The organism is Pseudomonas sp. KH_027, assembly GCF_057838565.1.
In genome coordinates this window covers 3,670,025-3,681,094 of sequence record NZ_CM174470.1, presented here as the reverse complement: position 1 = coordinate 3,681,094, position 11,070 = coordinate 3,670,025, and the positions used below count along the sequence as shown (strand labels likewise).

11 protein-coding genes are annotated in these 11,070 nt (G+C 64.8%); 2 read left to right on the top strand and 9 right to left on the bottom strand.

Going from position 1 to position 11,070, the window contains the following annotated elements; genetic code table 11:
• Nucleotide 1: 1 nt before the first annotated feature.
• The 5 genes from mmsB to AC3IYG_RS17265 form a co-directional block, all read right to left on the bottom strand.
• Nucleotides 2-889 carry a 3-hydroxyisobutyrate dehydrogenase gene (mmsB, locus tag AC3IYG_RS17285; protein WP_489310477.1) on the bottom strand — a complete coding sequence of 296 codons (888 nt, stop codon included), beginning with the start codon at nt 887-889 and terminating at the stop codon, nt 2-4.
• Between the two features lie 35 nt (nt 890-924).
• The gene (locus AC3IYG_RS17280; protein ID WP_489310475.1) at nt 925-2,028 is read right to left on the bottom strand and encodes an enoyl-CoA hydratase/isomerase family protein; all 1,104 of its coding nucleotides are present in this window, start codon (nt 2,026-2,028) and stop codon (nt 925-927) included.
• Between the two features lie 64 nt (nt 2,029-2,092).
• Nucleotides 2,093-2,911, bottom strand: coding sequence for an enoyl-CoA hydratase (locus AC3IYG_RS17275; RefSeq protein ID WP_489310473.1), 819 nt, complete (start codon nt 2,909-2,911; stop codon nt 2,093-2,095).
• Nucleotides 2,912-2,934: 23 nt separating this feature from the next.
• Entirely contained in the window at nt 2,935-4,098 is a 1,164-nt protein-coding gene (locus AC3IYG_RS17270; RefSeq protein ID WP_489310471.1) for an isobutyryl-CoA dehydrogenase, read from the bottom strand.
• 20 nt (nt 4,099-4,118) lie between these two features.
• Nucleotides 4,119-5,627, bottom strand: a complete 1,509-nt coding sequence (locus AC3IYG_RS17265; RefSeq protein ID WP_489310470.1) for a CoA-acylating methylmalonate-semialdehyde dehydrogenase — start codon at nt 5,625-5,627, stop codon at nt 4,119-4,121.
• Nucleotides 5,628-5,766: 139 nt separating this feature from the next.
• Between AC3IYG_RS17265 and AC3IYG_RS17260 the strand changes: the two genes are divergently transcribed.
• Nucleotides 5,767-6,648 (top strand): helix-turn-helix transcriptional regulator, encoded by an 882-nt coding sequence (locus AC3IYG_RS17260; RefSeq protein WP_489313944.1) that lies wholly within the window; start codon nt 5,767-5,769, stop codon nt 6,646-6,648.
• A gap of 75 nt (nt 6,649-6,723) precedes the next feature.
• Here the strand turns inward: AC3IYG_RS17260 and AC3IYG_RS17255 are convergent, their stop codons facing one another.
• Nucleotides 6,724-7,137 carry a PaaI family thioesterase gene (locus AC3IYG_RS17255; protein WP_489310468.1) on the bottom strand — a complete coding sequence of 138 codons (414 nt, stop codon included), beginning with the start codon at nt 7,135-7,137 and terminating at the stop codon, nt 6,724-6,726.
• A gap of 161 nt (nt 7,138-7,298) precedes the next feature.
• Between AC3IYG_RS17255 and ung the strand changes: the two genes are divergently transcribed.
• Entirely contained in the window at nt 7,299-7,997 is a 699-nt protein-coding gene (ung, locus tag AC3IYG_RS17250) for a uracil-DNA glycosylase (protein ID WP_489310466.1), read from the top strand.
• Nucleotides 7,998-8,048: 51 nt separating this feature from the next.
• Here the strand turns inward: ung and AC3IYG_RS17245 are convergent, their stop codons facing one another.
• Genes AC3IYG_RS17245 through AC3IYG_RS17235 form a run of 3 tightly spaced genes read right to left on the bottom strand, consistent with a single transcriptional unit; the run spans nt 8,049 to nt 11,056 of the window.
• Nucleotides 8,049-9,089: an AbrB family transcriptional regulator gene (locus tag AC3IYG_RS17245; RefSeq protein WP_489310464.1), complete on the bottom strand. Its 1,041-nt coding sequence runs from the start codon at nt 9,087-9,089 to the stop codon at nt 8,049-8,051.
• The gene (locus AC3IYG_RS17240) at nt 9,082-10,596 is read right to left on the bottom strand and encodes a tripartite tricarboxylate transporter permease (RefSeq protein ID WP_489310460.1); all 1,515 of its coding nucleotides are present in this window, start codon (nt 10,594-10,596) and stop codon (nt 9,082-9,084) included. Before AC3IYG_RS17240 ends, AC3IYG_RS17245 begins: the two co-directional genes overlap by 8 nt.
• Nucleotides 10,597-10,600: 4 nt before the next feature.
• Nucleotides 10,601-11,056 (bottom strand): tripartite tricarboxylate transporter TctB family protein, encoded by a 456-nt coding sequence (locus AC3IYG_RS17235; RefSeq protein ID WP_489310459.1) that lies wholly within the window; start codon nt 11,054-11,056, stop codon nt 10,601-10,603.
• Between the last annotated feature and the right edge of the window lie 14 nt (nt 11,057-11,070).

Genomic DNA, 11,070 nt, shown 5'->3' with positions numbered 1-11,070 from the left:
GCTATTGGGTAACGAACAGCTTCTGCGCCACGGAGAAATCCTCCTGGCCGTGACCTTGTTCGAGTAACTGGCGGTACAGGCTCAGCGCCAGCGCGCCCATTGGTGTGGGGCTGCCGCTGGCTTGCGCGGCTTCCTGGGCCAGGCCCAGGTCCTTGGCCATCAGTTCGGCCATGAAACCGCCGCTGTAACCCTTCGATGCCGGGGCGTTTTCCATCACGCCGGGCCAGGGGTTGTAACGTTCCAGTGCCCAGTTGCCACCGGAGCTCTGGCGCATGATTTCGGCCAGGACTTTAGGGTCGAGGCCGCTGGCCACGCCGAGCGCCATGGCTTCGGCGGTGCCGAGCATCAACACCGCGAGCAGTTGGTTGTTGCAAACCTTGGCTACTTGCCCGGCACCGCTCTCGCCGGCGTGGAAAATGTTCTTGCCCATGGCGGTGAGCACCGGTCGGGCCTTTTCCAGCACGTTGTTTTCGCCGCCGATCATAAAGGTCAGGGTACCGGCCGCCGCGCCAGCGGTGCCGCCGGAGACCGGCGCATCGAGCAATTCGATGCCGAGCTCGGTGGCAGCCTTGCTGACCTTCCTGGCCGATTCGGGGGCGATGGTCGAGCACTCCAGCACCAGGCTGCCCGGCGTGATAAAGCCGAGCAGGCCCTGTTCGCCGAGGTACAGGCCTTCGACATGCTGGCTGGCCGGCAGCATGGAAATCACCACCTCGGCAGCGTGCACGGCGTCGCGGGCGCTATTCGCGGCCTGGGCACCCTCGGCCGCCAGTTCGTCGATGGCGCTTTGTTGCAGGTCGAAGACCTTGAGTTCGAAACCGGCTTTGAGCAGGTTACGAGCCATGGGCAGGCCCATGTGGCCGAGTCCGATAAAGGCGACTTTTTTCATTGCTGTGCTCCTTGGCCGATGCGAGGTGATGGGGCTTACAGGTTCGCCAGCGGATGCGGGCCCTCCCAGGTGGGCTGGAAGTGCGCTTCGATCACGGCTTCGGGGATGTTGGCGACGTCCGGCCAATGCCAGTGCGGCGTGTTGTCCTTGTCGATCAGGCGGGCCCGCACGCCTTCAGGGAATTCCGGGTGGCGACAGCTGTTCAGGCTCATGGTGTATTCCATCTGGAACACCTGGGCGAGCGACAGGTGCCTGGCCCGTTCGATCTGCTCCCACACCAGGTGCGCAGTCAGCGGGCAGCCGGCGCTCAGGGTCTTGGCCGCACGGCTGAGCAACAGGTCGCTATCGTGTTCCAGGGCGCTGATGGCGCGCCAGGCGCTGGGCAGGTCGGCGACGTCCAGCAGGTTGTCGATATGGTTGCGACGCGGAAGCAACTGGGCTGCGGGCAATTGCTGGTTGGCCTCGTGCTCCAGGGCCTTGAGCAGGCTGTTGAGCTGCATCGCCGGTTGCGCCTGCCAGTTCAGTTGCTGCAGCCCGTTGATCAGTTCGCCCTGTTGTTCGTCATGCAGAAAACGGTCGGCCAGGCCGAGATTGAGCGCGTCGTGGGCATTGATCTGGGTGGCGGTCAGACCGAGGAACAGGCCGAGTTTGCCGGGCAGGCGACTGAGGAACCAGCTGCCGCCGACATCCGGGTAGAGGCCGATAGTGATTTCCGGCATCGCCAGGCGGCTGCTCGGAGTGACGATGCGGATGCCCGCGCCTTGCATCAGCCCCAGTCCACCGCCCAGCACATGACCGTGGGCCCAGCAGATCAGCGGCTTGGGGTAAGTGTGGATGCGGTGGTCGAGGCGGTATTCGTCGGCGAAGAAGCGCGCGGCCAATGGTGGCACCTGGCCGGGATGTTCGCGGCAGGCCTCGACCAGCTTGCGCACGTCGCCGCCGGCGCAGAAGGCTTTCGGCCCGTTGCCGCGCAGGATCACGCAGGCGATGTCAGGGTTTTCTGCCCAGCTCTGCAGTTTGGCGTCCAACGCCTCGATCATCGGCAGTGAGAGGGCGTTCAGGCTTTGCTCGGCGTCCAGGCTGGCGATGCCGATGTGGGCGCCGTGCTGGCCGGCAAGTTCTTCGAAAGTGACGTTCATGATTCGCGGGTCTCGTCCAAGTGATCGGCTCCACGGCAGGCGCTCGGCGCCCTGGTTATAGGGTTTATTTGTTGCGCCACTGCGGCTCGCGTTTTTCCAGGAAGGCATTGACGCCTTCGCGGGTGTCATCGGCATCGAACAGGTCGACGAAGCGCTCGCGCTCCTCGGGCAGCCAGCTGTTCGGCCCGCGCTCGCGAGCGCCCTGCAGCAGCGGCTTGATGGTGCGCACCGCGACCGGGCTCTGCCGCGCGACCTTGGCCGCCAGCAGCAGGGCATGGCCACGGGCTTCGCCGCTGTCCACCACCTGCTCGACCAGGCCGATGCGCAGGGCGGTTTGCGCATCGACGCGTTCGCCGCAGAGGATCATGCGTTTGGCCCAGCCTTCGCCGATCAGCCAGGGCAATACCTGGGTGCCGCCGGCGCATGGCAACAAGCCGACCGTGGCTTCCGGCAGCGCCATCTGTGCCTGGCTCTCGGCGATGCGGATGTCGCAGGCCAGGGCGCATTCCAGGCCGCCCCCCATGGCGTAGCCGTTGATCGCGGCGATCGACACGCCACGGAAGTCGCGCAGGGCTTCGAAGGCTTCGCCGAAACGCCGGGCCATTTCGCGGGCGCGGGCCTTGTCGCCATCGGCGAACAGTTTCAGGTCGGCGCCGGCGCTGAAGAATTTGCCGCCTTGGCCGGTGATCACCAGGGCATAGATGGCGTCGTCGCGGTTGAGGTGCTCGATCAGCTGTTTGAGGCCGATCAACGTCTCGCGATCCCAGGTATTGGCTGGCGGGTTGTTGATGGTCAGCAGGGCGGTGTGACCGTGCTTCTCCACCGTCAGCTTGTGGGTCAGGTCGAATAGCCCGGAGTGGTAGGTTTCTACGGCGTTACTCATAAGCGTGTTGCCCCTGTCGTCAGTTACAGCAGTTGGTCGAGCATACCGCCTTGCTCCAGCAGGCGCCGCGCCACGATCACCCGCATGATTTCATTGGTGCCTTCGAGTATCTGGTGCACGCGGCTGTCGCGGACCCAGCGCTCCAATGGGTAATCATTCAGATAACCATAACCGCCGTGAAGTTGCAGGGCGTCGTTGCACAGCTCGAAGCAGTGGTCGGTGGCGAAGCGCTTGGCCATGGCGCAATAGAGGCTGGCTTCCGGGTGTTTATGGTCGAGCTTGTGCGCGGCCAGGCGCACCATCTGTCGGCTGGCGGTGAGGTGGGTGAGCATGTCGGCGAGCTTGAATTGCAGGGCCTGGAATTGCGCCAGCGGCTTGCCGAATTGCTTGCGCTCCTCGACATAGCGCAGCGTTTGCTCCAGCGCCGCCTGGGCCGCACCGAGCGAGCAGCTGGCGATATTCAGGCGACCGCCATCCAGCCCCTTCATCGCGTAGACGAAGCCCTGGCCTTCCGGGCCGATGCGGTTGCCCGCCGGAATGCGCACGCCCTCGAAGCTGATCGAACGGGTCGGCTGCGCCCGCCAGCCCATCTTCAATTCATTGCGCCCATAGCGCACGCCGGGCGCGTCGGCGGGCACCAGGAAGCAGGAAATGCCCTTGGCGCCATCTGCTCCGGTGCGCGCCATGACGATCAGCACTTCGGTACTGCCGGCGCCGGAGATAAAGCACTTGCTGCCGTCGATGAGGTACTCATCGCCCTCGCGCCTGGCGCGGGTGCGCAGGTGCGCGGCGTCGGAGCCGGCGTCCGGTTCGGTCAGGCAGTAGGAGGCGAGCAGTTCGCCGCTGATCAGGCGGGGCAGCCATTGGGCTTTGAGCGCCTCGTCGGCGAAGCTGGCGAGCATCCAGCTGGCCATGTTGTGAATGGTCAGGTAGGCGGTGGTGGCGACACAGCCGGCCGACAGTTGCTCGAAGATCAGTGAGGTCGACAGCCGCGACAGTCCCAGGCCGCCATCTTCCTCGCCGATATACAGGGCCAGGTAACCCTGCTCGGCGGCGCGGCGGATCACCTCCAGCGGGAAGTGATGGTCACGGTCCCAGTCGGCGGCATGGGGCGCCAGTTCCTGGCTGGCAAAGGCCCGTGCGCTCTCGACCAGCAGGCGTTGTTCTTCAGAAAGGTCGAAATCCATAGGTGCTCCAATGCCTCAGCCTACTTCAGCTGAATGGTCATGTTCGGTCCGGCCGGCGCCCCGGCGCTCAACGGGCCGTCATCGAACCAGCGGCTGGTGACGGTCTTGGTCTCGGTGTAGAAGCGCACGGCCTGTTTACCATAGGCGTGCAGGTCGCCGTAGAACGAGCCTTTCCAGCCGGTGAAGGAGAAGAACGGCAGCGGTACCGGCACCGGCACGTTGATGCCAACCTGGCCGACCTGGATGTCGTGCTGGAAGTGCCGCGCGGCGCCGCCCGAACCGGTGAAGATCGAGGTGCCGTTGCCGTAGGGGCTGTCGTTGATCAGTTTGATCGCGTCTGCCAGGCTCTCGACTTCCATGCAGACCAGCACCGGGCCGAAGATTTCCTCGCGGTACAGGCTCATCCGGGTGGTCACGCCACGGAACAGGCTGGGGCCGAGCCAGTTGCCATTCGGGTAGCCGGGCACTGTGCACTGGCTGCCATCGAGCAGGCATTCGGCACCCTCGGCCTTGCCCTCGGCGATCAGCCGTTGCACCCGTTGCTTGGCCTGCTGGCTGATCAGCGGGCCGTAGGCGGCCTGCGGGTCATTCCAGTTACCGGGGCGCAGTTCGGCCATTTGTCCGGCCAGTTCGGGAAGCCAGTCTTTCGCGGTACCGACGAATACCGCCACGCTGATCGCCATGCAGCGTTGCCCGGCGGCACCGCAGCTGGCGCCGACCAGGTTGCTCAGAACCTGCTCCTTGTTCGCGTCGGGCATGATCACCATGTGGTTCTTGGCCCCGGCGAAGGCCTGCACGCGCTTCAGGTGGGCGGTGCCGGTGCGGTAGATATGCTGGCCCACCGGCACCGAGCCGACGAAGGAGATGGCGCGGATATCCGGGTGGGTGAGCAGGGCGTCGACTTGTTCGCGGCCACCGTGCAGCACTTGCAGCACGCCTTTAGGGGCGCCGGCCTGGATAAACAGTTCGGCCAGCCGATTGGGGGTCATCGGGTCCTGTTCGGAAGGCTTGAGGATGAAGGTGTTGCCGGCGGCAATGGCCAGCGGGAACATCCACAGCGGAATCATCGCCGGGAAGTTGAACGGGGTGATGCCGACGCAGACGCCGAGCGGCTGGCTCCAACTGGCGGTGTCGATGCCGCGAGCCACGTTCTCGACGGTTTCGCCCATCATCAGGCTGGCGATGTTGGCGGCCTGTTCGACGACTTCGATGCCGCGCCAGACGTCGCCCTTGGCATCGGCGAAGGTCTTGCCGGTTTCCTTGGCGAGGATTTCCGCCAGCTCGTCGTGGTGTTCCTTGAGCAGGTGCTGGTAGCGCAGCATCAGCCGCGCCCGTTCGGAGACCGGCACTTCACGCCATTCGAGGAAGGTTTCCTTGGCGCTGGCGATGGCGGCTTCGATTTCCTCGTGGGTGGCTTTGGGCGCCAGGGCCAGCACGTCCTGGGTCGCCGGGTCGGTCACCTCGATCAACTCGCGGGACCGGCTTTCGCGCCACTCGCCGGCAATCAACTGCAGCATGACCTTGTTCATCGCGCTTCTCCACGGGCTGAAGGGTTGTAGTAGTTATAGCGATTGTCTAACGAGCAGGGGATTGACGATCTTGTCCGTGGGATGGACGATCTTGGGATCGATCATGGTCAGGCTCCGCCGCCGGCAAGGACGGAAACGGGTGATCCGCAGCGTCGAAACCTCGAATTGGCCACTGCCCGCCAATGGCGTGCGCTTTATCACGCCACCGCGCCTGCGTCGGGCGTTGGCCCGTCACCCGCTGGCAATGGGCTGCTATCCGGTGGCGTTGGGGTTTTATCCCGAGGCTTACGGGCATCGCATGAGTCGCCCGCAGCCGGAGGATCATCTGCTGCTCTACTGCCGTGCTGGCCAGGGTTGGTTGGAAACCGAAGATGGACGATTCGAGGTCGGTGGCGGTGATTTGATGGTGCTGCCAAAGGAGCGGGCGCATGCCTATGGCGCGGACGCTCGCCGGCCCTGGACGCTGTATTGGGTGCACTTCGAGGGCGACCTGGCGGCGGAGTTCATGCGCCCGCTGGGCAAGGGCCCGGTCTGGCGAATTGGCGTGCAGCCGCGGCTGCTGGCGGAGTTCGATGCGCTGCTTGGCGTGCGCCGGCAGGGTCTGAGCCTGCCGCATTTCATTCTGGCCGCGCACCAGTTGCAGGTGCTGCTGACCTCGCTGGCGGTGCTGCCGGCGCGGGCCACGCTGAAGTCTGGGCGGGTGCTGGACGTGGATGCGGTGCAGGCGGTGATGCGCGCCCACCTGCACGGCGCGCTGAACCTCGACCAGTTGGCGGCGCAGTTCAAATTGTCGCGTTTCCACTTTGCCAAGACGTATCGCGCGCTGACCGGCTATGCGCCGATTCAGGATTTTATCCGGCTGAAGATGGCCCACGCGTGCCGCCTGCTGGATGAGGGCGAACAGGCTATCAGCCAGGTTGCCGAGCAGTTGGGCTACGAGGACGTGTATTACTTCTCGCGTCTGTTCCGCAAGGTCGTCGGCATGGCGCCCAGTCATTACCGGGCCCTGCATCAGGGGTAGTGGGAGGACGTAGGAGCGGGCCATGCCCGCGAACATCAAGAGATCGCGGGCATGGCCCGCTCCCGCGGGAGATCGTCAGACCCTGGCGATGGTCGCCAGGCCGGTGGCGATGATCTTTTCCTGGCCGTCGCGCACGGCGAACACGTCGGCGCGGGTCACCACCTGGCGCTGGCCGGCCTTGATCACGGTGCCGCGACAGATCAGTTTTTCGCCGATGGCCGGGGCCAACAGGTTGACCTTGTATTCCGAGGTCACTACGTCGCCGACCACCGAGGCCGCGGCCCAGGCGCAGGCACTGTCGATCATGAAGCCCACCACCGCGCCGTGGACGAAGCCGTGGTGCTGGGTCAGTTCATGCCGTGGCAGTACCTCGAGGGTGATCTGCCCGGGTGCGTACTCAGTCAGTTGAAAGCCGATCAGCTGGGCGAACGGCGAGTGTTGCAAGGCGTCCTCCAGGCGTGCGCGGGTCATCGTTTGCGCGCTGTCCATGGCATCTCTCCGGTAGGGGCTCAACAGCAGTCTTGGCCGGTGCGCGGGCAACGGCAATCAGCATCCAATGGCGTGATGGTGCGGCATCAGTGCTGGCCTTGACTTGCCCATGTCGCTTCTCTAGCGTGCCGTTTCTGTTTGCACTCAGGGTTGGGGGATGGATGAACGTCGCGGATGACCGTATCAAGCTCGAAGCGGGTTGGAAAAACGCCCTGCGCGAGGAGTTCGAAAAGCCCTATATGCGTGAACTCAGCGAGTTTCTGCGCAGCGAGGCGGCGGCCGGCAAGGAGATCTATCCGCAGCGACCGCTGATCTTCAATGCGCTCAATTCGACGCCGCTGGACCAGGTCAAGGTGGTGATCATCGGCCAGGACCCCTATCACGGTCCCGGCCAGGCCCATGGCTTGTGCTTCTCGGTGCAGCCGGGGGTGGTCCCCCCGCCGTCCCTGGTGAACATCTACAAGGAATTGAAGCGCGACCTGAACATCGACATCGCCGCCCATGGCTACTTGCAGAGTTGGGCGGAGCAGGGCGTGCTGCTGCTCAATACCTCGCTCACCGTCGAGCGCGCGCTCGCCGGCTCGCACGCGGGCAAGGGCTGGCAGCAGTTCACCGACCGGGTCATCGAAGCGGTCAGTGCCCATCAGCCGCGCCTGGTTTTCCTGCTCTGGGGCGCCCATGCGCAGAAGAAGGAGAGCCTGATCGACACCACCAAGCACTTGGTCCTGCGCTCGCCGCACCCTTCGCCGTTGTCCGCCCATCGCGGTTTTATCGGCAATGGCCACTTTGGTCGCAGCAACAAATTCCTCGCGCAGCACGGCCTCACACCGATCGACTGGCGGTTGCCGGAGAGTGTCTGAGCGCTGGCGCGTACTGATGGCTAACGACAAAAAGAGCCCGCGCAAGGCGGGCTAAAGGGTGGTCTTGTCGAGCCGTTGCCAAAGTTTGAAGATCGGCTCGGCGAGAAACAGCACCAGCAGTAAGCGCAGTACCTGCAACGCCGTCACCAGCGGCACCGAGAGTTGCAGTGCTGCGGCGGTCAGGCTGAGTTCGGCGATGCCGCCGGGCATCATGCCGAGCATCAGCGACTGCTGATCCAGCGCGCCAAGCCGGCTCAGCACTTCGGCGGCAAGCGCGGCGAACAGCATCATCAAGCAGGTCGCCAGCAACGTGCGCGCTATAAACGCGGGCGCACTGCGAAAGAACGAGCGGTCGAAGTGACAACCCAGCGCGCAACCGATCAACCATTGCCCCAGCGCACTCGCGAAGCCGGGCAGGCCGAGTTGCAGGTCGAAACCGAGGCTGATCGCCGCACTGACCACCAACGGGCCGAGCAGCCAGGGGTTGGGTTGGCGCAGACGTTGCCAGGCCAGCGCCACCAGCGCGCCGCAGGGGAACAGCAGGGCCAACCAGCGCCAGTCCAGCGTGGTGGCCTGATGCATGGGCGCCCCGTCACCTAGCAACCACTGGAACAACGCCGGCACGCTGAGTACCACCAGCAACAGGCGCAGGCTCTGCCCAGCCGCGACCCGGCTGGCGCTGGCGCCGTTGCGGGCGCCGAGGTTGACCATTTCGCTGGCGCCGCCGGGCATGCTGGCGAAGAACGCGGTGGCGCGATCCTCGCCAGTGCGGCGCAGCAGCGAGACGCCGATCAGGCAGGAGAGGGTGGTCAGCAGCGCGCCGAGCAGGATGATGCCGCTGTGCGCCAGCACCTGTTCGAGCACTGCCGGGGTGAAGTGCAGGCCGATGCCAATGCCGATGATCCATTGCCCGCATTGGCGCGCGCCGGGCACTTCCGCCAACTGCCAGCCGCCCAGGCAGCGCAGCAGAATCACCGCCAGCAACGAGCCGATCATCCACGGCAGTGGCCAGCCGACCAGACTGGCCAGGTAGCCGCCGGCCAGGCCGACCAGCGGCGTTCCCCAGTAGTCATGCCAGGTTCTTTCAGTCATTCGCCAACTCGCGACGCAGGGCGGCCCGCTTGCGCAGGATACGGACGATCGGCAGCACCAACATGGCCAGCACCAGCACCCAGCAACCGATGCTGATCGGGCTGGCCCAGAGAATCTCCAGGTTGCCGTTGGAGATCGACAGTGCGCGGCGCAGGTTGTCTTCCATCAACCCGCCCAGCACAAAGCCGAGCAGCAGCGCCGAGAGTGGGAAATCCAGCTTGCGCAAGACGTAACCGAATACCCCGATACCAACCATCAGCAGCAGATCGAAGGTCGTCGCATGCACGGCGTAGACGCCGATCGAGGTGATGATCGCAATCAGCGGCACCAGCGCCCAGTTCGGTACGCTGAGGATGCTGGTGAAGACGCGGATCATCGGCACGTTGAGGATCAACAGCATGACGTTGGCGATGAACAGCGATGCGATCAGGCCCCAGACGATATCCGGCTGGTTCTGGAACAGTAGCGGCCCGGGGGTGATGTTGTAGAGCGACAGCGCGCCAAGCATCACTGCGGTGGTGCCGGAACCCGGTACGCCGAGGGTCAGCATGGGAATCAGGTTGCCGCAGGCGCAGGCGCCGATGGCCGATTCCGGGGCGGCCAGGCCGCGCATGTCGCCTTGGCCGAACTTGCCCTTGGCGCCGATCAGGTTTTTCTCGCTCATATAGGCCACCGCGCTGCCGACGGTCGCACCGGCGCCCGGCAGTACGCCGAAGACGAAGCCGATCAGGCCGCCACGCAGGGTGGTCATGAAGGTGAAGGTGACTTCCTTGACGTTGAACATCATGCGGCCGCTGGCTTTGATCGCCTGTTGCCCATGATGGGTTTTTTCCAGCATCAGGAGGATCTCGCTGACCGAGAACAGGCCCAATACCAGAACCACGAACTGGATGCCGTCGGCCAGGTGGACGTTGTCGCCGGTAAAGCGGTACACACCACTGTTGGCGTCGATGCCGATCGTCGCGAGGAACAGCCCGAGCAGCGCCGAAACCAGGGTTTTCACCGGCTTGTCGCCAGCCATGCCGCCGAGGCAGACGATGGCGAAGACCATCAGCACGAAGTATTCCGCCGGGCCGAAGGCAATCGCCCATTTCGCCAGCAGCGGGGCGAACAGGACCATGCCGATGATGGCGATGAAGGCACCGATGAACGAGCTCCAGGCCGAGAGCGACAACGCCACGCCAGCCAAGCCCTGGCGGGCCAGCGGGTAACCGTCGAGCGTGGTCATCAGGGTCGAGGCTTCGCCGGGGATGTTCAGCAGAATCGAGGAAATGCGGCCGCCGTATTCGCAGCCGAGGTAGACGGCGGCAAGCAGGATCAGCGCCGATTCCGGCGGCAGGCCGAGGGCGAAGGCCACGGGAATCAACAGCGCGACGCCATTGATCGGGCCCAGGCCGGGTAGCAGGCCGACGATGGTGCCGATAAAGGTGCCGATCAGGGCCGCGGTCAAGTTGTAGGGGGTCATGGCCACGCCGAACCCCTGGCCGAGCAAGCTTAAGGTATCCATGTCATCACTCCAGCACGCTGAGCAGGCCCAGCGGCAACGGTACGTCGAGTACCTTGTCGAATAGCAGGTAGAGCCCGATAGCCAGGCCGAGGCTGACCAGCAGCGCCGGTTTCCTGGGCGCGCCATAGAGCATGGCCAGGCCGAAACCGACCAGGGTGCTGCTGATGATCAGGCCGAGCGGCTCGAACAGGGCGGCATAGGCCAGCAGCAGGACGATGCACAGGCCGATCTTGCGCAGCGTGGCATTGTCCAGCGGGTGGTCGTCGTGCCCTGTGCTCAGGCGGGTCGGGCGGATCGTCAGGTAGATCAGGCCGATCGCGCTCAGGCCGAGGATCAGCAACGGGTAAGCGCGTGGGCCGACTGGCTCGTAGGAGAAGGCCGTCTGGTATTGCCAGGCGAACACGGCGAGCAGCGCACAGGCGATAAGCCCGCTCAGGGTGAACAAGCGTTGGAAAAGCATGGGAAGTCCTCGCG